The sequence below is a fragment of the Streptomyces bluensis genome, assembly GCF_014650715.1.
Classification (GTDB): Bacteria; Actinomycetota; Actinomycetes; order Streptomycetales; family Streptomycetaceae; genus Streptomyces; species Streptomyces bluensis.
The window spans coordinates 1,024,993-1,049,919 of record NZ_BMVM01000001.1 but is presented as its reverse complement, the minus strand read 5'-3'; the positions used below and the strand labels follow the sequence as shown (position 1 = coordinate 1,049,919).

The following is a 24,927-nucleotide window of genomic DNA, read 5'->3' as shown; positions in this document are numbered from 1 at the left end:
CCCGCGCGGCCTGTTAGCGTGCGCTCATGCGCGCACCCATCGGGCACTTCGACCACGCGGCCCCCGCCCCCGACAGCCTCGACGACCTCACCGCCCCGGTCGCCGAGGCCGTACGCGACTGGAGCGGCAGCATCCCCGCGGACCAGATCGTGTACGTCGACACGGACCCCCAGTGGGCCGACACCGCGGTGTTCGTCCAGCACTACGGGCAGGAGCTGCTCGAACAGTCCGCGAACTGCGTGGTCGTCGCCGGCAAGCGGGGCGGTGAGTCGACGCTGGCCGCCTGCGTCGTCCTGTCCACCACCCGCGTCGACGTGAACGGCGCGGTCCGGCGCCAGCTCGGCGCCCGCAAGGCCTCGTTCGCCCCCATGGACACGGCGACCGGGGAGACCGGCATGGAGTACGGCGGCATCACACCGATCGGACTGCCCGGGCACTGGCCCGTGCTGGTGGACTCCGCGGTGGTCGACCTGCCGTACGTGCTCGTGGGCAGCGGCCGGCGGCGCGGGAAGCTGCTCGTGCCCGGGAAGGCGTTCGCGGAGCTGCCGAACGCGGTGGTGCTGGAGGGGCTCGGGGTCGCCTGACGGGGACCGGGTCGGGCGGGGACGGAGCGTGTACTGCGGGGCCTACGGCGCCACGTGGTGGGCCAGCGCGAGGTGCGGGTCCGTCTCGCCCGGTGCCGTCGTGGGGTCCGCGTGGACCAGGGCCGCGGTGAGTCTCGGAACCGCGTGCAGCAGGGCGTGCTCCGCCTCGACGGCGGTGTGGTGCGCCTGACGAGCGGACACATCCCCGTCGACGACGACCGCGACCTCGGCCCGTAGCCGGTGGCCGATCCAGCGCAGCCGCAGCTCGCCCACCTCCCGTACGCCCGGCACGTTCCGCAGCGCCTGTTCGGCGCGGTCCACCAGCGCCGGGTCGACGGCGTCCAGTACGCGCCCGAACACCTCGCGCGCGGCGTCGCGCAGCACCAGCAGGATGGCGGCCGTGATCGCCAGCCCCACCAGCGGGTCGGCGAGGTGCCAGCCGAGCGCCGCGCCGCCCGCGCTCAGCAGGACCGCCAGTGACGTATAGCCGTCCGTCCGCGCGTGCAGTCCGTCCGTGACGAGCGCGGCCGAGCCGATCGCGCGGCCGACGCGGATGCGGTAGCGGGCCACCCACTCGTTGCCCAGGAAGCCGATGATCGCGGCCACGGCGACGATCGGGACGTGGCCGATCGGGTGCGGGTCGATCAGACGCTGGACCGCCGTCCAGCCCGCGAGGACCGCGGAGGCGGCGATGGTCAGCACGATCGCGATGCCCGCCAGGTCCTCGGCGCGCCCGTAGCCGTACGTGAACCGGCGCGTCGCCGCGCGGCGGCCCAGGACGAAGGCCATGCCCAGCGGAACGGCGGTCAGGGCGTCGGCCGCGTTGTGCACGGTGTCGCCCAGGAGCGCGACCGAGCCCGACAGCACGACCACGGCCGCCTGGATCACCGCTGTCATTCCGAGCACGGTCAGCGAGACCCACAGCGCTCTCATGCCGCGAGCGGAGGACTCCAGCGCGCAGTCCAGCCTCAGGCCATGGTCGTGCCCGTCGCCCTGGCCGTGTTCATGCCCGTTCCGATGATCGCTCACGTCGTTCCCCTTCCCGTGTACGGGAGCGGACGTGCTCGCGCTCATACGCCCATTATGTGCATATAAGCGCATGCAAGCACCTGTCACCTGCGCACGATGTGCAGCCGCGCCTCGGAGAACGAAAAACGGTTCCGGGCGGAGGGTGCGTGCCTCCGCCCGGAACCGTTCGCGGGTCATGGCCGGTGCATCACGCGGCCGTGTCGCATCAGGCGGCCGCGGTGCCCGTGGAGGCCGTGAGCTGCTCCAGGACCTGGGTCAGACCGGTGACGACCTCGGCGTCGTCGGCCGGGTGGGTCTCGGCGAAGCGGGTCACGGAGCCGGGGATGGAGAGCTTGGCGTCCTTCAGGACCGTGCCGCCGGCGATGCCGAGAGCCTTGCGGGTCTCGTCCTGCGCCCACACGCCGCCGAACTGGCCGAACGCGGTGCCCACCACGGCGGCCGGCTTGCCGGACAGCGCACCGGCGCCGTACGGGCGGGACAGCCAGTCGATGGCGTTCTTCAGGACGGCCGGGATCGTGCCGTTGTACTCGGGAGAGAAGAGCAGGAAGCCGTCGGCCTGGCCGGCGGCCTCGCGCAGGCGGGCCGCGGCGGCGGGGACGCTGCCCTCGACGTCGATGTCCTCGTTGTAGAACGGCACGTCGGCGAGGCCCTCGTACAGCTCGATCTCGATGCCCTCGGGGGCGTGCTTGGCGGCGGCCTCGGCGAGCTGGCGGTTGTGCGAACCGGCGCGGAGGCTGCCGACGAGCGCGAGGATGCGAACGGACATGAGCTGACTCCTAGCAAAAAGGATGAGACGCTGAGCGGGGTGATTAAGCGGACCAAGGTCCGTTGAACTTTGTATCACTTATCCGGACCGTGGTCCACTTGTCTGTGGTGAGCGTTACTCTCACTCCATGACAGAGCCGCTGCCGCACCTTCCCGTGTCTCAGGAGCGCGACCCCCTCGACGGGCTCTTGGAGCTCATACCGACCCCGGACGACCAGCCACGTCTACGGGCCGACGCGGCCCGCAACCGCACCCGGCTGCTGGAGGTGGCCGCGCGGCTGGCGGGGGAGTGCGGGGCCGCCAACCTGACCATGGAGGGCGTCGCCACCGCCGCCGAGGTCGGCAAGGGTACGGTCTTCCGGCGGTTCGGCGACCGCACCGGGCTGCTCATCGCCCTCCTCGACCACCAGGAGCGGGAGTTGCAGAGCGCGTTCCTGACCGGGCCGCCGCCCCTCGGCCCGGACGCGTCCCCCGTCGAGCGGCTGAGAGCCTTCGGCGCGGCCGTGGTCCGGCATGAGTACGCCCACCGCGACCTGTATCTGGCGGCCCGCGCGGACGCCTTGCGCCACCACACCATTCCGGCGACCCTCCTCCGGCTGAGCCACCTCTGCATGCTCCTGCGCCAGGCCGGAGCGCGGGGCGACATCGAGCTCCTGGCACAGACCCTGCTGGGGTACCTCGACATCACCCTCGTCGATCACCTGATCTCGCGCCGCGGGATGACGCTGGAGCGACTGGAGGCCGGGTGGAACGACCTCGTCGGGCGTCTCGTGGCGGTGGAGTGATCGGCCCTCAGTACGCCTCGGGGGTGCGGTGCGGGCCCGTCAGCTCGCACTCGACGTCCACCACGCCCTCGACGGCGCGGACCATACGCACCGCCACGGGGATCAGCGCGATGTCGCTGACCCGGCCGGTGACTTTGACGACGCCGTCGTGGACGCCCACATGGACCGGCGACAACGGGGTCGGGAACAGATACGACACCACCTCGTGCCGCACCTCCTCGGCGATGTCCTCGTCGTCCCGGAGGAACACCTTGAGCAGGTCCGCACGGCTGACGATGCCCTGCAGCATGCCGTGGTCGTCGACGACGGGCAGCCGTTTCACCCCGGCGTGCGCCATGGTGCGGGCCGCCGCCGCGAGCGTCGCGTCCGCGTGGACGGTGACAGCCGGGCTGGTCATCAGCTCCCCGGCCGTCACCGCCCGGGCCTTGACCAGGTCCGCCAGCCGGCCGAACCCGACGGGCCGGTCCGGTTCGCTGTCGCGGAACTCCTCCTTGGGCAGCAGGTCCGCCTGGGAGACCACCCCCACGACCCGGCCCTCACCCTCCAGGACGGGCAGCGCGCTGACCTGCCACTGCTCCAGCAGCCGCACGATCTCCTTGAAGCCCGCCCCACGGCCGACGGCCGCGACCGTGTGGGTCATCACGTCACTCACGATGCGGGGGGTGCTGTGCACGGTGACTCCCAGTACGCGTTCCGGATGGTGCGAGCTGTGCAGCGGTCAGTGGCCGCCGCTGCCGTAGGGGGCGTACAGGTCCAGCAGCCGGGTCCGCGCCGACCGGAGCCGATGGGCGAGGATGCCGCCGATCCACTCGGCGACGGTCAGCCCGAACGCGGGATCCTCCCGGCACAGGGCGCGCACGCCCACGGCGTCGAACTCGTACGCCCGGACCGGGCTCGTCGCTTCGGCGCCCAGGTGCCAGGTGTGCGGGGCGAACAGCCAGGACCAGCCGACCAGGTCGTTGATGCCCAGGGTCTCGATCACCACCGCGCGACGGCCCGGCACGCGCATGTCGAGATCCACCGTGCCGGTGCGGATGACCCAGAACCGGTCCGCGCGACCCTCCTCCTCGAAGAGCCGGGTGCCCTGCGGGAACGACACCTGCTTGGCCATGCCCATCAGACGTTGGCGGTGTTCGGCAGGGAGCGCGCGGAACATGGGGGTGGCGGGGGGAGCGTTCATGGCGGTGCCTCCACGGAGCGTAAGAACCTGCCACCTCCAGCGTCGCTCCGCGTCCCCGTCCTCGCCATGGGCTTCCGGCCTCGACCACGGTGGTTCCCCGGCTCCGGACGCGCCGAGGCTTGTCGCGCACAGGGCGGGTACTCGCCCTTTCGGCGATGCTGGAACCAGGCCCCCGATCTGGGAGGTGCGCCCCATGTCACGCACGGTCACCGTCGGGCTCGACGGGTCGCCCGAGAGCCTGGCCGCCGCCGAGTGGGCGGCGCGTGAGGCCCGTCTCAGAGAGTTGCCGTTGCGGCTGGTCAACGTCTGGGAGCCGGTGCCGGAACCCATGGGCAGGGCTCCGCTGATGGGCGAGGACGCCGAGCACGAGTGGCGGGAACGCGTCCCCCGTAACGCGGCGGACGACATCCGGCGGCGCCACCCGGGGGTCGAGGTGACCGTCGGACAGGTCTTCGGCGCGGCCACCGAGGTGCTGACCGAGGAGACGAAGGACGCCGAACTGCTCGTCCTCGGATCCCGCGGGCTCGGCGGCATCGGCGGATTCCTGCTCGGCTCCGTCGGCCAGTCCGTCGTCGCGCACTCGAAGGTGCCCGTCGTGCTCGTACGGGCCGGGGAACAGGCCACCGACGAGCACATGAGGGACTTCGCGGGCGTCCCGTCCGCCGAAACCCCGTACCGGCCGGTCGTCCTCGGCCTCGACACCGCCAGTCCGGACGACACACTGATCGGGTTCGCCTTCGACGCGGCGGCCCGGCGCGACACGGCCCTGAAGGTCGTCCACGGCTGGAGTCCGCCACCCCACTTCGCGCACGGCATCCCCGAGCATCAAGGGCTCGATACCGAGCGGGGCCAGTGGGAGGCCGTCGCCCTGGCCGACGCGCTGCGCCCCTGGAGGCAGAAGCTGCCCTCCGTCGAGGTCGTCGAGGAGGCCCGGCCCGGCAAACCGGCCCACCACCTGGTGGAGGCGTCGCGGGAGGCGTCCCTCGTGGTCGTCGGCCGCCGTGTCCGCCGTTCCCCCATCGGCGCCCACATCGGACCCGTCACCCACGCCGTCCTGCACCACGCCACCGCCCCCGTCGCCGTCGTCGCGCATGGCTGACCCCTCCAGGGCCGGTGTGCCGAGAGCGGCGCCCGCCGGCCGACGCCACTCCCGACACACCCCTGCATGACCCGTCGACGCCCCAGGAGTCACCCATGCCGAAGCCCCCACACCAGGACCTGCCAGGCGACGGACACCAAGGCCGCCGCACCACCCTGACCGACGGCGAGCTGCGGGCCCTGGACGCCCACTGGCGGGCCGCCAACTACCTCGCCGCCGGACAGATCTACCTGCTGGCCAACCCGCTGCTGACCGAGCCCCTCACCGGCGCCCACATCAAACCGCGACTCCTCGGCCACTGGGGCACGTCACCGGGGCTCAACCTCGTCTACACGCACCTCAACCGGGTGATCAAGGCCCGCGGTCTGGACGCGCTCTGCGTGTGGGGGCCCGGCCACGGAGGACCCGCCGTACTCGCGAACTCCTGGCTGGAGGGCAGCTACAGCGAGACGTACCCCGACGTGACCCGCGACGCCGAAGGCATGGCGCGGCTCTTCCGGCAGTTCTCGTTCCCCGGCGGAGTGCCCAGCCACATCGCACCCCAGACACCGGGATCGATCCATGAGGGCGGCGAACTCGGCTACTCACTCGCGCACGCGTACGGCGCCGCCCTCGACAACCCGGACCTGCTGGTCGCCTGTGTGATCGGCGACGGCGAGGCCGAGACCGGGCCGCTGGCCGCCTCCTGGCACGCGAACAAGTTCCTCGACCCCGTGTGCGACGGCGCCGTCCTGCCGATCCTCCACCTCAACGGCTACAAGATCGCCAACCCGACCGTGCTGGCCCGGATCCCGGAACCCGAACTCGACGACCTCCTCAAGGGATACGGCCACGAGCCCGTCCACGTCACCGGCGACGACCCCGTCCAGATCCACCGCGCCCTGGCCGAGGCCTTCGACCGGGCGCTCGACCGCATTGCGCTGCTGCAACGCACGGCGCGCGAGGAGCGGGGGAGCGAGCGCCCCCGCTGGCCCGTCATCGTGCTGCGCACACCGAAGGGCTGGACCGGACCCGCCTGGGTCGACGGGCAGCCGGTGGCGGGCACCTGGCGCGCCCACCAGGTGCCGCTCGCCGGTGTCCGCGAGAACCCGGACCACCGGCGGCAACTGGAGAGCTGGCTGCGCTCGTACCGCCCCGAGGAACTCTTCGACGCCGAGGGCCGTCCGACCGCGGACGTTCTCGCCTGCGTCCCCGAGGGCGCCAGGCGCCTTGGCGCCACCCCGTACGCCAACGGAGGTCTGCGCACCCGTGACCTGCCGCTGCCGCCCCTCGACGGCTTTGCCGTCCCCGCCGACAAGCCCGGCGTGACCCTGCACGAACCGACCCGGGTCCTCGGCGGCTTCCTCGCACAGGTCATGCGGGACACCGCCACCCGCCGCGACTTCCGCCTGGTCGGCCCCGACGAGACCGCCTCCAACCGGCTGGAGGCGGTCTACGCCGCCAGCGGCAAGGCGTGGCAGGCCCAGACGATCCAGGTCGACGAGCACCTGGACCGGCACGGCCGGGTCATGGAGGTCCTCTCCGAACACCTCTGCCAGGGCTGGCTGGAGGGATATCTGCTGACCGGCCGGCACGGGCTGTTCTCCTGCTACGAGGCGTTCGTGAACATCGTCGACTCCATGGTCAGCCAGCACATCAAGTGGCTCAAGACATCACGGGAGCTGCCGTGGCGCGCCCCGGTCCCCTCGCTCAACTACCTGCTCACCTCCCATGTCTGGCGCCAGGACCACAACGGCTTCTCCCACCAGGACCCCGGCTTCGTCGACCATGTCCTCAACAAGAGCCCCGACGTCGTACGCGTCTACCTGCCGCCGGACGCCAACACGCTGCTGTCCGTGACGGACCACGCACTGCGCAGCCGGGACTACGTGAACGTGATCGTGGCGGGGAAGCAGCCGTGCTTCGACTGGCTGTCCATGGACCAGGCTCGCGCCCACTGCGCCCGCGGCGCCGGGATCTGGGACTGGGCGGGTACCGAGGACGGCGACCGCGAGCCCGACGTGGTGCTGGCCTGCGCGGGCGACGTGCCCACCCAGGAGGTGCTGGCCGCGTCCGACCTGCTGCGGCGGCACCTCCCGGAACTGGCCGTGCGCGTGGTGAACGTCGTCGACATGACCCGGCTGCTGCCACGCGAGGAACACCCGCACGGGATGCCCGACTTCGAGTTCGACGGACTGTTCACCACCGACAAACCGGTGATCTTCGCCTACCACGGCTACCCCTGGCTGATCCACCGTCTCGCCTACCGCCGCACCGGCCACCGCCACCTGCACGTGCGCGGCTACAAGGAGATGGGCACCACGACCACCCCGTTCGACATGGTCGTCCGCAACGACCTCGACCGCTACCGCCTGGTCATGGACGTGATCGACCGGGTCCCCGGCCTCGGTGTCCGCGCCGCCGCCGTACGCGAGCGCATGGCCGATACCCGCACCCGGCACCACGCCTGGATCCGCGAGCACGGCACGGACCTGCCGGAGGTGGCGGAGTGGACGTGGGCCGGCTGAACCCGGCACCCGGCCGGACGCGTCAGTGGTTCCTCACCCGCGCCAGCTGTACCGCCGCTCCGGGCGGCCGGCCGCGCCGTAGCGCAGGGACACCTCGGCACTGCCGGCCGCGTGGAAGTACTCCAGATAGCGGCGGGCACTGACGCGGGAGATGCCTGTGGCGGTCGCGCACTCGGTGGCGGAGAGAGTGCCGTCGGTGTCGCGGAGGGCGCGTTCGATGAGGTCCGCCGTCTCCACGCTGAGCCCCTTGGGCAGGGCGTTGCCGGGGCTCGGCGCGAACGCCCCGGCCAGGACGCGGTCCACGTCGGCCTGGCCCCGGACGACCGTGGTGAGCAGCCGGCCGCGCTGCGCGGCGTACCGTTCCAGGCGGACGCGCAGGTCCTCGAACTCGAAGGGCTTGAGGAGGTAGTCCACGACCCCGTGCCGGACGGCGCCGCGCACCGCGTCGGCCTCGCGTGCGGCACTGATGACCATGACGTCGCAGTCGTGACCGGCGGTACGCAGCCGGGGGATCACGTCCAGGCCGAAGATGTCCGGGAGATAGAGGTCGAGCAGGACCAGGTCCGGTCTGAGCTCGTCGACCGCGGCGATCGCCTGCTCGCCGGTGCCGGCCGTGCCGACCACGCGGAACGGCCGGACGCGTTCGACGAAGGTGCGGTGGACCCGGGTCACCATGAAGTCGTCGTCGACGACGAGCACATCGATGGCGTCGCTCATGCTGTTCGTGCTGTTCATGTGGTTCGTGCCGATCATCGGAACCGTCGCGGGCGACGAGCTCATCGGGGCCCTCCTTCCGCCACCGCGCCGGCGGGGTGGCTCACGGACATACGGGCGGTGAACATGGCGCCGTCGGGCGTGTTGGCCACGGCGATCTCCCCGCCACGGCGCTTGCAGACGAGCCGGGTGAGGGCGAGACCGATCCCGCGCTCGCCCTCCTCGGCGGCCTTGGTGGTGAAGCCGTGGACGAAGACCTCCTGGGCGAGTTCGGGAGCGATGCCGGGGCCGGAGTCGCGGACGACGATCTCCACGCTGGCGGCGTCCTGCCGCAGCTCGACCTCCACCCAGGCCGCCTCACCGTCCGCGTACTCGCCCGCGGTGGCCGCGTCGATGGCGTTGTCCACGAGGTTGCCGACCACCGTCGCCACGTCGGCCGCGTCCTCCGGGGCGAGCCGGCCGAGGGCGGTGTCGTCCGAGATGCGCAGGGTGACCTTCCGCTCGGCCGCGAGGGACGTCTTCGCCATCAGCAGGGCGGCGACGGCGGTGTCCCGCACCCGGCGGGTCAGCGTCATGTCGAGCGACTGGCGGCGCTGGTTCAGCGCCCGGATGTAGCGCACCACCTCGTCCTGCTCGCCGATCTGGATCAGCCCGGAGATGGTGTGCAACTGGTTGGCGAACTCGTGGGCCTGGGCGCGCAGCAGCTCGGAGGAGCTGCGGAAGGAGCCGATCTCCCGTTCCAGCCGTGCCAGTTCCGTGCGGTCCCGCAGCGTGGTGACCGAGCCGAGCGGGCGGCCGTCCTTGGTGACGGTCATCCGGTTCATCACGAGCACCCGCCCGTGCCGTATGACGACCGCGTCCCGCGGATCCGCCGACTCGTCCAGGGCACCGACCAGGACGTCCCGCAGGCGTCCCTCGATGCCGAGGTCGGACAGGCTCTTGCCCACGCAGTCCTCCGGCAGGTCCAGCAGGCGCCGGCCCATGTCGTTCACGAGGGTGAGCCGGGCCCCCGGGTCCAGGGCGATCACTCCCTCCGCGATGCCGTACAGCATCGCCTCCCGGTGCTCGGCGAGACCGGCGATCTCGCGCGGCTCCAGACCCAGGGTCTGCCGCTTGACGCGCCGCGACAGCAGCCAGGAGCCGGCGAGCCCCAGGCCGCTGGCGATGCCGAGGTAGGCCAGCAGATACGAGGACGCCCCGCTGAGCCGCTGCCACACCGTCGGGGACGCCTCGCCGATCATGACGGTGCCGAGGTTCTGCCCGAGGTTCTCCTCCATCGCCCCGAGCACCGGCACCTGCGCCACCAGCTCATGGCTGTCGTCCCAGGTGAGCGAGCCGGACCAGCCGCGGCCCGCGGCGACTCCGGCCCCCAGCGGCATCCGGTCGCCGACCACCGTGGGATTCGTCGAGCTGACGATACGGCCGTCCGTGACGGCCAGGGTGACGGAGGTGACCCTGGACTGCACCCGGGTGGACTCCACCAGCGCGTCCAGTGCCTCCCGCGGCCCCGGCTGCGTGAGCTGGCTCCGTACGAGGGGGTTGGCGGCCAGCTGTTCGGCCAGCGCGGCGACCCGGCGGCCCTCGACCCGGTTGAAGGTGGCCTCCGACTGCGCGAGCGAGACCGCGGCGACGGCGAACAGCACCACCACGACGATGGCGAGCTGGAGCACCAGCATCTGGCCCGCGAGGGTATGGCGACGAAACGTGGCGACCACAGTTGACTCAATCTCCACCACTGACACGACCCGGGCGGCTCATCTGCCGAGTCGCCCCATCATGGCGCCCGCCTGCGGCGGAGGAAAGAGACCTGCGGGGACTGTTCCGGCCCGCATGCCCCCGGTAACCTGCCGCCCCACGGCCGGGCGCCCGACCGCAAAGACCACAAGCTCCGTTGGTTCCGCAAGAGAGACAGGCCGGCCGAGATGCGGGCACGATGTGGCGCACATCACCCTCCCCCCACAGGGGTCCCGCACCCGCAACGACTTTTTCAGACAGGTGGTGGCATTAGTGCGCCTGCGCGCCCCTCTCGCCCTGGCCGGGGCCGCCGTGCTGGTACTCGTAGGTCCGCCGCTGCTGACCACGGGCAGTGGCTCCGAGACCGGCACGCAGATCCCCGGCCTGCGCTTCATGGTCCCCAACACCCCCGGCGGCGGTTACGACATCACGGCCCGCACGGCCGCGAAGAACGCCGAGGACGCCGGGCTCACCCACAACATCGAGGTGTTCAACCTGCCCGGCGCCGGCGGCACCGTCGGCCTGACCCGGCTGGTCAGCGAGCACGGCAACGGCAAGCTCGCGATGTCCATGGGCCTCGGCGTCGTCGGCGCCGTCCGCTCCAACGACGCGCCGAGCACCCTCGCCGACACCACTCCGATCGCCCGGCTCACCGAGGAGCAGGACGTCGTCGTGGTCGCCAAGGACTCCCCGTACAAGACGATCGACGACCTCATCGGCGCCTGGAAGGAGAAGCCAGGCAAGCTCCCGGTGGGCGGTGGTTCGTCGCCCGGCGGGCCCGACCACCTCGCGCCGATGCTGATGGCGCGGGCCGCCGGGATCGCACCGAAGGACGTCAACTACATCCCCTTCGACGGCGGTGGCGAACTCCTCGCCTCGATCCTCGGCAACAAGGTCGCGTTCGGCGTCTCGGGCGTCGGCGAGTACCTGGACCAGATCAAGGCGGGTGAGCTGCGCCTTCTCGCGGTCACCGGCCCCGAACGCGTCGACGGTCTCGACGCGCCCACGCTCCAAGAGGCGGGCTACGACGTGAACTTCACCAACTGGCGCGGCATCGTCGCCCCGCCCGGCCTCTCCGACAGCGAACGCGAGAAGCTCACCCGGCTGATAGAGGAACTCCACGACTCGCCCGAGTGGCAGAAGTCCATGAAGCAGAACGGCTGGGACGACGCCTTCCTCACCGGCGACAAGTTCGGCGAGTTCCTGGACGCCGAGGACAACCGTGTGGTGTCGGTGCTGAAGGAGCTCGGGCTGTGACGACGCAATCGACCGGCACCTCACCGGCACCCGCGACCGAGCGCCGCTCCTGGCTGCGTGACCACTCCGAACTCGGCGTCTGCGTCCTGCTGCTGGTCCTCGGCGTGCTCGTCCTCACCGACGCGCTCACCATGGACGTCGACATCGCCCAGCGAGGTCCGGTCGGACCGCGGACCGTGCCCCTCGTGGTCGGTGGGGGACTGCTGGTCATCGCCGCCCTGCTCGCCGTGGACGTGCTGCGTGGCGGCCGCGGCCAGGCCGAGTCCGGTGAGGACGTCGACCTGTCCGAACCCGCCGACTGGCGCACCGTTGCCCTGCTCACCGGGGTCTTCCTCGGCGCGGCCGTCCTCATCAACCCCCTCGGCTTCCCCGTGGCGGGCGCGCTGCTGTTCTGGGGCGCGGCGTTCGCTCTCGGCAGCCGCCGCTTCGACCGCGATCCGCTCATCGCGGCGGTCCTCTCCCTGGCCACCTACGCCGTCTTCAACAACCTGCTCGGAGTGCCGCTACCTGGCGGTCCCCTGATGGGAGCGCTGTGACATGGACGCCCTCAACTCCCTCCTGGACGGCTTCGGCACGGCCCTGAGCCCCCTCAACCTGCTGTGGGCGGCCCTCGGAGTGCTGCTCGGCACCGCCATCGGCGTCCTGCCCGGCATCGGTCCCGCGATGGCGGTCGCGCTGCTGCTGCCGGTGACCTACGGGCTGAACCCGATCGCCGCGTTCATCATGTTCGCGGGCATCTACTACGGCGCGATGTTCGGCGGCTCGACCACCTCCATCCTCCTCAACACCCCGGGTGAGAGCGCGGCCGTGGTCGCGGCCATGGAGGGCAACCCCATGGCCAAGGCGGGGCGCGGCTCACAGGCGCTCGCGGCCGCCGCCATCGGCCACTTCGCGGGCGGCATGGTCGGCACGATCCTGCTGGTCGCGCTCGCGCCGACGGTCGCCGAACTGGCGGTGGACATCGGCGCGCCCGACTACTTCGCCATCATGGTGCTCGCGTTCATCGCCGTGACGTCGGTCCTGGGCTCGTCGCGCATCCGGGGCCTGGCGTCCCTGCTCATCGGCCTGACGATCGGCCTCGTCGGCCTCGACCAGATGACCGGCCAGCAGCGCCTCACCTTCGGCTCGCTCCAGCTCGCCGACGGCATCGACGTGGTGATCGTCGCGGTCGGCCTGTTCGCGATCGGAGAGGCCCTGTGGGTGGCCGCCCATCTGCGGCGTACGACGGGTGAGGCCATCCCGGTGGGCCGTCCGTGGCTCGGCCGCGCTGATGTGAAGCGGACCTGGAAGTCCTGGCTGCGCGGCCCGTTCATCGGCTTCCCGTTCGGCGCGATCCCGGCGGGCGGCGCGGAGATCCCCACGTTCCTCTCCTACGTCACGGAGAAGCGCCTGTCGAAGCACAAGGACGAGTGGGGCAAGGGCGCCATCGAGGGCGTGGCGGGACCGGAGTCGGCGGCGTCGGCCTCGGCGGCGGGCACGCTGGTGTCCATGCTGACCCTCGGCCTGCCCACCACGGCGGTCGCGGCCGTCATGCTGGCCGCGTTCCAGCAGTACGGCATCCAGCCCGGCCCGCTGCTGTTCGAGCGCGAACCCGAGCTGGTGTGGGGCCTGATCGCCTCGCTGTTCGTCGGTATGGTGCTGCTGCTCGCGCTCAACCTGCCGCTGGCGCCGCTGTGGGCGAAGCTGCTGCGCATCCCGCGGCCCTACCTGTACGCGGGGATCATGTTCTTCGCGGCGGTCGGGGCGTACGCGGTCGGCGGCGAGGTGATCGACCTGGTGATCCTGCTGATCATCGGCCTGATCGGCTTCGGCATGCGGCGCTACGGGCTGCCCGTGCTCCCGGCCGTCATCGGTGTGATCCTCGGCCCCAACGCCGAACAACAGCTGCGGCGCGCCCTCCAGATCAGCGACGGCAGTGTCACCGGGCTGGTCAACACGCCGTTCGCGGTGACCGTGTACGCGGTGATCGTGTTGCTGCTGGCCTGGCCCCTGCTGAAGAAGGCGGTCATCCGCAACCGCGTGGTGAGCCCCTGACACAGCGGTTCCTGGGCCGGGCGAGCACCCACCGGCCGGCCCACGCCTCGCCTCGCCCGCCGTCATGATGCGCGGTCCGGGAGTCTCCCGGCGCCGTGCACCCTGACGGCGGGCGGCTGCTGCGTCCGCGACGCCGAGCGGGGTGGGCGAGCCCACCGGCCGCGCCTACTTCCCTACGCCGCCGAACCGGTCGACGTCATCCTGCTGTGTCTGCCGTCACAGGGACCTGATCTCGATCGCGGGGCAGCGAAGGTATAAGTCACCGTGTCGCCGCAAGCTCGTGGGTGGCACCCCTGCGAAGTAGGCATATACGTGGCCATCGCCCCGGCGAGCGAAGCGGAACTCGACATCGTGGGCGGTAGTACATGAAGCGTGCCGGCTTGGTCGGCCTCGATCCGCTGCAACGCCTCCTCGCGCGTCGTGTGCCCGCCGAGGAAGCCGCTGTTGACGATCAGCTTGCCACCGAAGCGTCGCCGCAGCTCCTGCACCAGTTCACTGTGTCCTGGATGTCGATCTCCGGCGAGATCCGCAGCCCGACCCGCTCAGCGCCCACAGCCGTCGCGACCGCTGTGACCACGTCGACGACGAAGCGAGCCCCACCTACGTGGTAGCGTCGGTATACACAGTGTATGCGAGGCACTAGGGGTTGCGGTGGCGTCCGGTCGGGAGAAGGCGTACTCGTATCTCAAGGACACGGTACTGACGGATCCCGAGATGCAGGGAGCGTTCCTGTCGGAGCAGGACATCGCCGACCGGATCGGTGTGTCCCGCACCCCGATCAGGGAAGCCCTGCTGATGCTCGCGGCCGAGGACCTGGTCGAGCTCGTGCCCAAGCGGGGCGCCCGGGTGGCGCCACTGACGGGGCGGGAGATCAGGGAACTGATGGAGCTGCGCGGAATCGTCGAGCGGTACGCCGCGCAGCAGCTCATCGCCACCGACCGGGCTCCGGTGCGGGAGCTGCGGTCGCTCCTGGAGCGGCAGAGCGAGCTGACCGGCCCCGACCAGGCCCGGGAGTTCATCGCCGTGGACCACCAGTTCCACTCGACGCTGGTGTCCGTCGTGGGCAACGCGCTCCTGGACCGGCACTACGACGGCCTGCGCAGCCGCCAGGTCCGGGCCGGAGTGGTGGCCGTGTACAACCAGCAGGGGCGGCAGGAGGCGGTGCTCGAAGAGCACGGGGCCATCCTGGACGCCCTTGCCGCCGGTGACGCCGAGGTCGCGTGTGCCGCGATCGACCACCATCTCGAATCGACGCTCAAGGTGCTGCTCGCCGGCTGAGCGTGCTGCTCGCGGGCTGGGCCCTGTCGTCAAACCCCCGCCGTCCGCCCGGAGGGCGGGCCCCGCGGCGTCTGGTGCTTAAGGCCGTTGGGGAGGGAGTTTGACGACAGGGCCTAGCCGGGCTCGGGATAAGTGATCACGAGCATCGTGACGCCGTCCTGCGAGATCCAGGGGCCGTGAGGCATGCCCGGTGGGCGGCAGGCGTACATGCCCGCGGTAGAGGTCCGGCCGAGCGTCAGGTCGTGCAGCGCTCCCTCGACGAGGTAGACCTCCTCCCAGAAGTCGTGACGTGTCACGCCGTCGGCCGAGGTGTCGGTGCCCGGCGCCCAACGGACCAGTGCGGTACGGCATCCGCGCTCGGGGTCGTGGGCCAGGAGGCGCTCCTCGACTCCGGGGCCCGCGCCGACCGGGGCAGTCCACGGTCCGTCGGGGAGGTGGAATTCGAGCTGAGGCTTGCTCACCGCCACACCTCCGGCCGCCGGTTGGCCAGGACGGACGTCTTCTCGCGGACTGCGGCGACCTCGTCGATGTCCAGTTCGGCCACCAGCAGCTGCGGCGCGGCCGCCAGGGCATGGCGGACGGTTCCGTCGGGACCGACGATCCGGCTGTGCCCGATGCCGGTCGGCGCCGGGCCGGGCGCGGTGCCGGGGTCGGCCTGGTCGACGGCGGCGAGCCACACGGTGGCGTCCAGAGCGCGGGCCCGCACCAGCAGCTCCCACTGGTCGAGCTTGCCCGGTCCGGCTCCCCAGGAGGCCGCCAGCAACGTGGCCTTGGCCCCGGCGTCGGCGTGGGCCCGGAACAGCTCCGGGAAGCGCACGTCGTAGCAGGTGGCCAGGCCCAGTCGCACGCCGTCCACGTCGATGACGGAGATACGCGACCCCGCGGTTACGGTGGCGGACTCGCGGTAGCCGAAGGCGTCGTAGAGATGGATCTTGTCGTACGACGTCTCGACTCCGGGGCCGGTGGCCAGCAGGGTGTTGGCCACCAGTCCGCCCGGGGCCGGGGTGAACATGCCGGCCACGACAACGGTCCCGGTGGCCCGGGCGATCTCCCGCACGCCGTCGGCCCACGGTCCGTCCAGGGGCTGGGCGAGCGGGGCCAGCGGGGTGCCGAAGCAGGCCATCGACGCCTCGGGGAAGACGACGACGTCGGCTCCGGCGTCCGCGGCCCGCTGGGTCCAGTCCTCGATGAGCCGCAAATTCTTTGCGGGGTCGGGGCCGGTGGTGAGCTGGCTGAGGGCGATACGCACGGTGGGCTTCCTCCTTCTCGGGGTCGCGGGGTCGCGGGATCAGACGGCGTCGGCCGTGGCCCGGGAGGACGGTGCGGCGAGCCGGGTGTCCTCGTCGACGGCGGCGTCGGGGTCACGCCCCAGGAACACCCCGATGACGCTGACGGCCGCGGCGACGGCGATGTAGACGGCCAACGGCACCCAGCTGCCGTAGGCACTGAGCAACGTGGTGAACAGCAGCGGTGCGATGGCACCGCCGATGATGCCGGCCAGGGTGTAGGCCAGCGAGGAGCCGGTGTAGCGCAACCGGGGCGAGAACTGCTCGGCGATGAAGGCGGCCTGCGGCCCGTACAGGAAGGAGTGGATCGCCAGGCCGACGACGACACCGATGACCAGCGGCATCCACGCGCCGCCGCCCGCCATGAGGAAGAACAGGAACGGCCACACCCCCGCGGCCACGGCCGCGCAGCCGTACAGCAGGCGGCGGTTGATCCGGTCGGAGACGGCGCCGGCCAGCGGGATGAGGAAGACCTGGAGCGAGGAGCCGATCAGGACGGCCGCCAGGGCGGAACCGCGCGACATGCCGAGTTCCTGAGTGGCGTACGTCAGGACGAACACGGTGAACATGGCGTACAGGACATCCGGGCCGACGCGGCAGAGCATCGCGGCGGTCAGGGCTCGGGGCTGGGTGGTGAAGACCTCGCGGATCGGTGCCTCGGGCCGGGACTGCTCGGCCTCCATCGCCTTGAAGACCGGGGTCTCCTCCAGCTTGGCCCTGATCCACAGCCCGAAGGCGACGAGCACCCCCGAGAGCAGGAAGGCCACACGCCAGCCCCACGACTCGAACTGGTCCTCGGTCAGCAGTGCGCCGAGGGCGGCCAGCACACCGTTGGCCAGCAGGTTCCCCGCGGGCGGGCCCACCTGCGCGGCGGAGGCGTAGAAGCCGCGGCGACGCGGATCCCCGAACTCGCTGGACAGCAGTACGGCGCCGCCCCATTCGCCGCCGACACCGACGCCCTGCGCGAACCGCAGCAGGACCAGGACGATCGGGGCGGCGACGCCGATGGTGGAGTACGCGGGCAGGACACCGATCAGGAAGGTGGCCACGCCGATGAGAACGAGCGTGGCGATGAGCACCTTCTTGCGGCCGATGACATCACCGAGGCGGCCGAAGACGAACCCGCCCAGCGGGCGCGAGACATAGCCGACCGCGTAGGTGGAGAACGCCAGGAGGGTGCCGGTGAGCGGGTCCTCCGAGGGGAAGAACAGATCGCCGAAGACCAGCGCCGCGGCGGCGGAGTAGACGGCGAAGTCGTACCACTCAAGAGCCGTACCGGTCAGGCTTGCGGCGAAGGCCCGGCGGACGCCGGAGCGCCGCTCGGACAGCGCCGGACCGTCCTTGGAGATGTCGTGCATGGTTCTCATCCTTGCGTCGGGAGGGCCGGGGGACATCGACCTTCCGGCATACTTCTTGTATACAGGTCGTATGCGCAAGCCCTGCGCGAGAAGTTAACCGTGGAGAAATCCGCGTCCGTCTACCGAACCCGATCTCTGGGAGTGCCCTCATGGCCGTGCTGACCTTCGAACTGCCCGACGGATCGACGCGCGAGGCCGACATCACACAGGTCCTCAACGCCGGGTACGCCGGGCGCAGCCAGGAGGACGTCGCCGCGCACGTCGCCGAACTCGCCGAGCTCGGCGTGCCCGCCCCCTCCGTGACCCCGGCCCTCTACCCCGTGGCCCCCTACCTCGCCCAGCAGACCGACCGCGTCGAGGTGCAGCACGGACGCACCTCGGGTGAGGCGGAGTGGGCGCTGGTCGTGGCCGACGACGGGGACCTGCTGCTCACGGCCGCCTGCGATCACACCGACCGCGATCTCGAAGTGCACGGCGTGGCCTGGAGCAAGAACGCCGGCCCGGACGTCCTCGCCCGGCGCGCCTGGCTCCTGGCCGACGTCGCACCCCGCCTCGACGACCTGACCCTGCGCGCCTGGGTCACCCACGGCGACAAGGAGACCGAGATCCAGCACGGCACCCTCGCGGAACTCCTCACCCCGGCCTACTGGGTCGACGTCCTGCGCTCCCGCGACGCCCTCACCCCCGGCACCGTCCTCATCTCCGGCACCATCCCCATGGCTCCCGGCGTCGACCAGTTCGCCGACGCCTGGCGCGTGGAACTGAACGACCCGACCACCGGTGACACCATCCGCCTCGCCTACCGCGTGCAGCGCATGCTGGAGCCGATCGGCTGAGGGGCGGCCGGCGGGTGGAGGGCACCGGAGCATCTGGCGGCCGGGCACCTCGGTCAGGTCCCGGCGGTCACCAGCGGTCAAGGCCACCCCTGCCGGAAGGCGGCATACACAGAAGCCCTCTGCCCACGGCAATGCCGTCGGCAGAGGGCTTCTACGGCCGCGCTCAGCACCCCAGCCATGGGCGACGAGCATCGTGAACAGGCGCTCGATCTCGTTGCAGGTGAGCGGGACAATCGCTGAAGAGACTCCGGCCGGGAGCAACTGCTTCCTCCAGCGCAACGTGACTCTTCGCTGAACGGCACGCCCGGCAGCGCGACTCCCTGGTCAGTACTTCCGACCCCTGCCACATCGTCCGTACCCCGGACGGGACGCAGCTCCACGACAGGACGGTCCCGTTGATGCCGCTCCAGGGGAACGGTGTACTGCTTGCAGCGCCGCGCTGTCGTGTCACCCGGCCAACGATGCCGCCCATGGTGTGCTCGGCCTCGGCGATGGCGAGCAGGCTCTTGGGGGCCGGGCTGAGGTGGTAGGTGTCGGTGAACCACTCCGGCTCCCCGGGTGGTGAGCTGCGACTGGTCCTTGCTGCCCGCGATGACCAGGGCCGGGGTGGCCATGGTGGAGAAGTCCGGCTTCAGGAACGGGAGATCCTCGGCGGCGAACGGGGTGAGGGTGTCGCCGGTCCCGGCCGCGGGGATCAGCCTGCCGGCCGACACCGCGGAGTGGGAGAAGTCCTCGCCGGGAACACCGTCGGCGTCGAGTACGCGGGCACCGAGGATGGCGCCCGCGGTCTGGGCGCCCCAGGAGTGGCCGACCACGGCGATGCGCTCACGGTCGACGCGGGTCTCCAGGCCGGCCTGGGCCAGGAGGTCGCCAAGGTTGTCGAGGATCGCGTGGAAATACTTCGCCGCCTTGCGCAGGATCTCGCGCCTCCTCCAGCTCGCGGACTTTCTTGCGCAGAGCGGCGTTCTTCGCCTCCACTGGTGTCGGCGGCTCGGCCGGCACCTCGGCCCGGCGTCCCCGCGACTGGCACGGCGCGACCGCGTCCGCCTTGAACTGCGGCGGACAGTTCTTCATGACCACGAGATGTCCATTGTCAGATCCTCAGGATCCAGTGTCCCGTGTGTCCAAGATCAAGGGTCAAGGCCCCGGGGACGCTTCGCGCAGGCTGCTTGGCGCTACCGCTTCCCGGTCGTGGAGATCGGGGATGAAGGCACGTGGGAACCGCTCGCCGAGCCGAATCAACGTAGTGCGTTAAGTTCAATCGCCGGGCAGCGGTCCATGACCATGTCCAGGCCGGCCGCGCGGGTGCGCTCGTAGGCCGGCTCGTCGACGACGCCCAGCTGGAACCAGACGGCCTTGGCGCCGATGGCGGCGGCCTCGTCGGCGACCGGTCCGGCGAGCTCGCTGTTGACGAAGACGTCGACCACGTCGACGTCGAAGGGGATCGCGTCGAGGGACGGATACCCCGTCTCCCCGTGGACGGTCTCGGCCTTCGGATGGACGGGGACGATGCGCTTGCCGAAGCGCTGGAGGACCTCGGCGACACGGTATGCCGCGCGCTGCTGGTTCGATGAGAGGCCGACGATGGCCCAGGTGTCGCCGAGCTCGGTGAGGATCTTGCGGATCGTTGCTGAGTCGCCGTACACGGCTCGCCTCCCTTGGGCTTCTTTCGGTGCCTGCTCTCGCGGACAACAGCAGGCGGCGAGCGGTGATTCCCCAGGGCTCCGTACCCTGCCGGGCGGTTGTCGGCGCCCGGCAGGGCTTTGGGGTCTCAGGCGGCGAGCTCCCTGGTGATGCGGTCGAGCATGAACGCGGAGGATTCACGGGCGCGTTCCTCCCAGGCGAAGACGCAGGCCGTGGCGACCCCGTCGAAGTTCATCTCGCGCAGGGTGGTGAAGAAGGCGTCCCAGTCGACCTCGCCCTGCCCGATGTCCAGGTGCTGGTGGATGCGGGCCGGGGTGCCGGGCGGGTTGAGGATGTAGCGCAGGCCGGAGGATCCCTTGTGGTTGAAGGAGTCCGCGATGTGCACGTGCCGCAGCTTGTCACCGGCGTAGCGCATCATCGACGCGATGTCCGCTCCGGTCTGCGCGGCGCCTGAGAGGTGGAAGGTGTGCGGGGCGCAGTAGAGGTAGTTCACCCAGGGTTTGTTGATCGCGCGGACGAGGTCGACGGCGGGGGTGTTCTCCTCGCAGAAGTCGTCCGGGTGGGCCTCCAGGTTCAGGGCGATGCCCTCCCGCTCGAAGAGGGGCAGCAGCTCCTCCAGGGAACGCCAGAAGGCGGCCTCGCTCTCGGCGGCGTGCTCGGGGCGGCCGTTGAACTCCGAGTTCATCAGCGGGCATCCGAGATCCGCGGTGATCTCGATCATCCGCTTCCAGTAGCGGACGGCGGCCTGCCGCTCGGTCTCGTCGGGCGAGGACCACTTGTACAGCGGCAGCACGGAGGACAGCTGGACGCCGTGCTGCCGCAGGGACTTCTTGAGCGCGGCGATGCGTTCGTCGTCGGCCCGCGGGTGCAGGAAGAACGGCATGAAGTCCTCGCGCGGGGACAGCTCGATGTACGCGTAGCCGAGTTCGGCGACCGTGCGCACCATGTCGTCGAGCGGCAGGGCGCGGAACATGTAGGGGTCGAGGGCGATCTTCACGCGGTGCCTCCGTAGAACGCGGGTCGGGTCTTCATGCCGACGGTGACAACGGCGCCGTCGGTCTGGAGGGAACGGACGGCGGCGTCGGTGATGACCGTGGCGGCGTAGCCGTCCCAGGCGGACGGGCCGGTGGGTTCGGCACCGGTCGCGACGGCGCCCGTCCACTCACGGAACTCGGTGTCGAAGGCCGCGGCGAAGCGGGCCTTCCAGTCCTGCGGGACCGCGGTGCCGTGCCGTCCGGCGGTGCGGACGGAGACGGAGGCCGGGTCGGGCAGCCGGACCACGCCCTCCTCGCCGACGGCCTCGCACTGGATGTCGTAGCCGTACTGACAGTTGACGAAGACCTCCAGGTCGATACGGACGCCGCCCGCGGTCTCGAAGAGCATGATCTGCGGGTCCTTCAGATGCGCGAACCGCTTGCTCGTGGCCCGTGGAGTGATCACCTGGGCGGAGACGATCTCGTCGTCGAGCAGCCAGCGCAGTACGTCGATCTCGTGGACGGCCGTGTCCTGCGCGGCCATCGCGGAGTAGTACGCGTCGGGCACGGTCGGGTTGCGGTGCGCGCAGTGCACGATCAGCGGCGCGCCGAGGGAGCCGGAGTCGAGGACCTCCTTCATCTGGCGGTAGCCGGCGTCGAAGCGACGCATGAAGCCGACCTGGACGAGACGGCGGCCGTGGGCCTGCTCGGCCTCGACGACGCGCAGACAGTCCTCGGGGGTCGTCGCGAGGGGTTTCTCGCAGAACACGGGCTTGCCGGCCGCGATGGCGTCCAGGACGTGCTCGGCGTGGGTGGGGCCCCAGGAGGTGACGAGGACGGCGTCCACCTCGGGGGAGTGGATCAGTTCGGCGCCGGTGGGCAGCACGGTGGCGCCGACGCGGGCGGCGACCTCGGCGGCGCGGGCGGCGTCGAGGTCGGTCACGGCGGTGACGGCGGCCCCGGTGACGACGTCGGTGAGGCGTCGTATGTGGTCCTGGCCGATCATCCCGGTGCCGATGACACCTACACGTACGGTCATGGCCGTTCCCTTCGATGGGCTTGCGAGGGCCGGGAGCCCATCTGCTCCCGGCCCTCAGGGGAGGAGGTCAGGAGAAGCGGGCCCTGAGTTCCGCTTCGAGGCTTTCGAGCGTGCGGCCCTTGGTCTCGGGGACGTAGAGCTTCACGAAGGTGAGCGAGAAGACACCCGCCACCACGAACAGGAAGAAGGTGCTGGAGATCCCGATCCCGGAGACCAGGGAGGGGAAGACCAGGCCGATCACGAAGTTGGTCAGCCACAGCACCACGGCCGCGACGCCCATCCCGAAGCCACGCATCCGCATCGGGAAGATCTCCGACAGCATCAGCCAGGTCACCGGCGAGATCGCCCCCTGCTGGAAGGCGAGGAAGGTGACCGTCATCGCCAGCACCGCGTACGCCCGGCCGTCACCGGAGGGCAGCACCAGGGAGAAGACGCCGATCAGCAACAGGGCCACCGTGGTGCCCGCCTGACCGGCCATCAGCATCGGGCGGCGCTTGACACGGCCCAGCAGCCAGATGCCGACGAAGGTGGCCAGCACCGAGATCACGCCGTTGGCGATGTTCGCGGTGAGCGCGCTGTCGGCGGCGAAACCGGCGTCGGTGAGGATCTGCGTGCCGTAGTACATGATCGTGTTGACGCCGGTGATCTGCTGCACGACGGCGATGCCGAAGCCGACGAACATCAGCCTGCGCACCCATGGCGTGCTCCTGATGTCCTGCCAGCCGCCGAGTTTCTCCTGCTCGTCCTTCACGGCGAGCGCGGACACCTCGCTCAGTTCGGCTTCGGCCCGCTGCCGCGACCGAACCTGCCGGAGGACCTCAAGAGCGTCGTTGAAGCGGCTCTGGGAGGCCAGCCAGCGCGGGCTCTCCGGCATCACCAGCATGCCGAACCACAGCACGACCGCCGGAAGCGTGGCCACGACCAGCATCCAGCGCCAGACGCCACCGGACTCGCCGCCCACCTGGGCGATGATCGCGTTCGAGGTGAAGGCGAGCAACTGCCCGGTGACGATCATGAGTTCGTTGCGGGTGACCAGCGCGCCACGCCGCTCGGCGGGCGAGACCTCCGCGAGGTAGACCGGTACGGTCACCGACGCGCCACCCACCGCGAGGCCGAGCACGAACCGGGCCACGACCATGACGGCCGTGGTCGGGGCGAGGGTGCAGCCGAGCGCGCCGACGAAGAACAGCACGGCCAGGGTGAGGATGGTCCGGCGCCGTCCCCGCGCGTCCGACAGCCGCCCGCCGGTCACCGCGCCGAGCGCGGCGCCGAGGAGGAGCGAGCTGGTGACCATGCCCTCGGTGACCGGGGTCAGACCGAGGTCGTCGGTCATGTACGGCAGGGCGCCGTTGATGACGCCCGTGTCGTAGCCGAAGAGGAGTCCGCCGAAGGTGGCGACGAGGGTGATGAGCCGCAGCCGCCGGGAGACCTCGGGAGGGGTGTCGTCCGGTACGGCGGCGGTGGCGGGGGCCTGGGGCGTGTCCTTGCTGACGTCCATGGCCACCTCCTACTTGTCGACGGCGGGGCGCCGGGTGCCGGTCAGGCCGCAGCCGGCCAGGTGCTCACGCGTGCGGACCGCGATGGGCAGTGGCACCTCGGGAGCGCAGGGGTACAGGTCCTGCTCGACGATCACGAACAACTCGGCGTCCAGCCTCGCGAGTTCGGCCACCACATCGGCGGGCTTGGGCACGCCCGCCGGAGGCGACACGCACACCCCGCGTTTCACGGCCTCGCCGAACGAGAGGTTCTCGGCGGCGACCTGGGCGAGGATCTCGGGGTCCATCTGCTTGATGTGGACGTAGCCGACGCGCTCGCCGAAACGGCGGATCAGATCGAGGTTGTCGCCGCCGCCGTAGGCGACGTGCCCGGTGTCCAGGCAGAGGTTCGTGCAGCGGGAGTCGGACTCGTTCAGCAGCCGCTCGATCTCCGGCTGGGTCTGGATGTGGCTGTCGGCGTGCGGGTGGATGACGAGCCGTACGTCGTACTCGTCCAGAAGCAGTGCGCCGAGCCGGTCGGCGGCCCGTCCGAAGCCCGCCCACTGCGCGGCGGTCAGCTCCGGTGGCTCGGTGAACGCGCCGGTCTTCTCGTCCCGGTACATCGGCGGGATGAGGACGAGGTGGTGGGCGCCCGCGGCGGCGGTCAGGGTGGCCACCTGCCGGACGTGGGCGAGCATCTCGTCCCACGCCTCAGGGCGGTGCAGCGCGCCGAACGCCGTCCCGCCGGAGACCTTCAGCCCGCGGGCGTCCAGCTCCTCCCTCAGCCGCTGCGGGTCGGTGGGGAGGTAGCTGTACGGGCCGAGTTCGAGCCATGTGTAGCCGGCCGCGGCCAGCTCGTCGAGGAAGCGGGTGTACGGGACCTGGTGCTCGTCCTCGGGGAACCAGACGCCCCAGGAGTCGGGGGCGGAGCCGAGACACAGATTGCCCACGACGGGGCGGAGGGGGGATGGCGTCGTTGCCACGGTGCACGTCCGTCCTTCGAGTACCGGATGCTGTGGATGCTGCGCTCTCTTCAGCGCTCTACTAGCGCGCTCTAGTGTGCGAGTACGATGACCCCTGTCCGAATGTCATGTCAATAGCTTGTTGCCGGGAGATTTCGGGACCGCCCGTAAGCCCCGCCGGCCACGTGATAGCTTGCCGACGCCAGTCGAACCCACGTGCGTGGGTCAGGGAATCCGGTGCGAATCCGGAGCTGACGCGCAGCGGTGAGGGGGACGGGCGGGGCATCGGCCACTGGACCGTACGGCGGTCCGGGAAGGCGTTCCGTCCGGGTGATCCCGAGTCCGAAGACCTGCTGGCGACCCCTGCGGTCGTACGACGGCGGGGGA

Annotated in this window: 23 protein-coding genes, 1 pseudogene and 1 riboswitch; of the genes and pseudogenes, 9 read left to right on the top strand and 15 right to left on the bottom strand. The window is 71.0% G+C overall.

What is annotated here, in order from left to right; all coding sequences use genetic code 11:
* Window positions 1-26 precede the first annotated feature (26 nt).
* Window positions 27-584 (top strand): YbaK/EbsC family protein, encoded by a 558-nt coding sequence (locus tag IE262_RS04815; protein ID WP_189871444.1) that lies wholly within the window; start codon window positions 27-29, stop codon window positions 582-584.
* Window positions 585-626: 42 nt separating this feature from the next.
* On the opposite strand, the gene IE262_RS04810 is transcribed toward IE262_RS04815, so the two are convergent.
* Window positions 627-1,613, bottom strand: a complete 987-nt coding sequence (locus IE262_RS04810; RefSeq protein WP_229877089.1) for a cation diffusion facilitator family transporter — start codon at window positions 1,611-1,613, stop codon at window positions 627-629.
* A gap of 205 nt (window positions 1,614-1,818) precedes the next feature.
* A complete protein-coding gene (locus IE262_RS04805) occupies window positions 1,819-2,379 on the bottom strand; it encodes an NAD(P)H-dependent oxidoreductase (RefSeq protein WP_189871440.1) in 561 nt (186 codons plus the stop codon).
* Between the two features lie 127 nt (window positions 2,380-2,506).
* On the opposite strand from IE262_RS04805, the gene IE262_RS04800 reads away from it, so the two are divergent.
* Window positions 2,507-3,163, top strand: coding sequence for a TetR/AcrR family transcriptional regulator (locus tag IE262_RS04800; RefSeq protein WP_189871438.1), 657 nt, complete (start codon window positions 2,507-2,509; stop codon window positions 3,161-3,163).
* A 7-nt stretch (window positions 3,164-3,170) separates the two neighbouring features.
* On the opposite strand, the gene IE262_RS04795 is transcribed toward IE262_RS04800, so the two are convergent.
* Window positions 3,171-3,836, bottom strand: a complete 666-nt coding sequence (locus IE262_RS04795; protein ID WP_189871436.1) for a CBS domain-containing protein — start codon at window positions 3,834-3,836, stop codon at window positions 3,171-3,173.
* Between the two features lie 45 nt (window positions 3,837-3,881).
* A complete protein-coding gene (locus tag IE262_RS04790) occupies window positions 3,882-4,343 on the bottom strand; it encodes a Crp/Fnr family transcriptional regulator (RefSeq protein WP_134031419.1) in 462 nt (153 codons plus the stop codon).
* 193 nt (window positions 4,344-4,536) lie between these two features.
* On the opposite strand from IE262_RS04790, the gene IE262_RS04785 reads away from it, so the two are divergent.
* Together IE262_RS04785 and IE262_RS04780 are read left to right on the top strand one after the other, a co-directional pair.
* Window positions 4,537-5,442, top strand: a complete 906-nt coding sequence (locus IE262_RS04785; RefSeq protein WP_189871434.1) for a universal stress protein — start codon at window positions 4,537-4,539, stop codon at window positions 5,440-5,442.
* 95 nt (window positions 5,443-5,537) lie between these two features.
* The gene (locus IE262_RS04780) at window positions 5,538-7,949 is read left to right on the top strand and encodes a phosphoketolase family protein (protein WP_189871431.1); all 2,412 of its coding nucleotides are present in this window, start codon (window positions 5,538-5,540) and stop codon (window positions 7,947-7,949) included.
* Window positions 7,950-7,982: 33 nt separating this feature from the next.
* Here IE262_RS04780 and IE262_RS04775 read toward each other — a convergent pair whose 3' ends face one another.
* Together IE262_RS04775 and IE262_RS04770 are read right to left on the bottom strand one after the other, a co-directional pair.
* Window positions 7,983-8,702: a response regulator gene (locus IE262_RS04775; RefSeq protein ID WP_166681560.1), complete on the bottom strand. Its 720-nt coding sequence runs from the start codon at window positions 8,700-8,702 to the stop codon at window positions 7,983-7,985.
* 23 nt (window positions 8,703-8,725) lie between these two features.
* Window positions 8,726-10,378, bottom strand: a complete 1,653-nt coding sequence (locus IE262_RS04770; RefSeq protein ID WP_189871429.1) for a sensor histidine kinase — start codon at window positions 10,376-10,378, stop codon at window positions 8,726-8,728.
* Between the two features lie 292 nt (window positions 10,379-10,670).
* Between IE262_RS04770 and IE262_RS04765 the strand changes: the two genes are divergently transcribed.
* From IE262_RS04765 to IE262_RS04745, 4 genes are all read left to right on the top strand, one after another.
* Window positions 10,671-11,654: a Bug family tripartite tricarboxylate transporter substrate binding protein gene (locus IE262_RS04765; protein WP_189871665.1), complete on the top strand. Its 984-nt coding sequence runs from the start codon at window positions 10,671-10,673 to the stop codon at window positions 11,652-11,654.
* A complete protein-coding gene (locus tag IE262_RS04760; RefSeq protein WP_134031401.1) occupies window positions 11,651-12,190 on the top strand; it encodes a tripartite tricarboxylate transporter TctB family protein in 540 nt (179 codons plus the stop codon). Before IE262_RS04765 ends, IE262_RS04760 begins: the two co-directional genes overlap by 4 nt.
* A gap of 1 nt (window position 12,191) precedes the next feature.
* Window positions 12,192-13,688 (top strand): tripartite tricarboxylate transporter permease, encoded by a 1,497-nt coding sequence (locus IE262_RS04755; protein ID WP_134031397.1) that lies wholly within the window; start codon window positions 12,192-12,194, stop codon window positions 13,686-13,688.
* Between the two features lie 651 nt (window positions 13,689-14,339).
* Entirely contained in the window at window positions 14,340-14,966 is a 627-nt protein-coding gene (locus IE262_RS04745) for a GntR family transcriptional regulator (protein WP_134031393.1), read from the top strand.
* A gap of 113 nt (window positions 14,967-15,079) precedes the next feature.
* Here the strand turns inward: IE262_RS04745 and IE262_RS04740 are convergent, their stop codons facing one another.
* The 3 genes from IE262_RS04740 to IE262_RS04730 are packed head-to-tail and all read right to left on the bottom strand — an operon-like array spanning window position 15,080 to window position 17,610.
* Entirely contained in the window at window positions 15,080-15,427 is a 348-nt protein-coding gene (locus tag IE262_RS04740) for a cupin domain-containing protein (RefSeq protein WP_134031390.1), read from the bottom strand.
* On the bottom strand, window positions 15,424-16,215 hold the full coding sequence (locus IE262_RS04735; protein WP_134031385.1) for a carbon-nitrogen hydrolase family protein: 792 nt from the start codon (window positions 16,213-16,215) through the stop codon (window positions 15,424-15,426). Before IE262_RS04735 ends, IE262_RS04740 begins: the two co-directional genes overlap by 4 nt.
* Before the next feature lie 39 nt (window positions 16,216-16,254).
* Entirely contained in the window at window positions 16,255-17,610 is a 1,356-nt protein-coding gene (locus IE262_RS04730) for an MFS transporter (protein WP_134031383.1), read from the bottom strand.
* A 149-nt stretch (window positions 17,611-17,759) separates the two neighbouring features.
* Here IE262_RS04730 and IE262_RS04725 point away from each other — a divergent pair, with 149 nt between their 5' ends.
* Complete coding sequence (locus tag IE262_RS04725) at window positions 17,760-18,446, top strand: DUF2848 domain-containing protein (RefSeq protein ID WP_189871427.1); 687 nt, start codon at window positions 17,760-17,762, stop codon at window positions 18,444-18,446.
* Between the two features lie 454 nt (window positions 18,447-18,900).
* Here IE262_RS04725 and IE262_RS39350 read toward each other — a convergent pair.
* The 6 genes and pseudogenes from IE262_RS39350 to IE262_RS04700 form a co-directional block, all read right to left on the bottom strand.
* Window positions 18,901-19,339, bottom strand: a pseudogene (locus IE262_RS39350) (alpha/beta hydrolase); the annotation flags it as partial.
* Between the two features lie 345 nt (window positions 19,340-19,684).
* Window positions 19,685-20,092, bottom strand: coding sequence for a CoA-binding protein (locus IE262_RS04720; protein ID WP_189871425.1), 408 nt, complete (start codon window positions 20,090-20,092; stop codon window positions 19,685-19,687).
* 125 nt (window positions 20,093-20,217) lie between these two features.
* On the bottom strand, window positions 20,218-21,087 hold the full coding sequence (locus IE262_RS04715) for a sugar phosphate isomerase/epimerase family protein (protein ID WP_134031368.1): 870 nt from the start codon (window positions 21,085-21,087) through the stop codon (window positions 20,218-20,220).
* Entirely contained in the window at window positions 21,084-22,103 is a 1,020-nt protein-coding gene (locus IE262_RS04710; RefSeq protein ID WP_189871423.1) for a Gfo/Idh/MocA family oxidoreductase, read from the bottom strand. The genes IE262_RS04715 and IE262_RS04710 overlap by 4 nt, the downstream gene beginning before the upstream one ends.
* A gap of 67 nt (window positions 22,104-22,170) precedes the next feature.
* A complete protein-coding gene (locus IE262_RS04705) occupies window positions 22,171-23,601 on the bottom strand; it encodes a sugar porter family MFS transporter (RefSeq protein WP_134031362.1) in 1,431 nt (476 codons plus the stop codon).
* A 9-nt stretch (window positions 23,602-23,610) separates the two neighbouring features.
* Complete coding sequence (locus tag IE262_RS04700; protein ID WP_189871421.1) at window positions 23,611-24,561, bottom strand: TIM barrel protein; 951 nt, start codon at window positions 24,559-24,561, stop codon at window positions 23,611-23,613.
* Between the two features lie 165 nt (window positions 24,562-24,726).
* A riboswitch (cobalamin riboswitch) is annotated at window positions 24,727-24,912 on the top strand.
* Window positions 24,913-24,927: the final 15 nt, after the last annotated feature.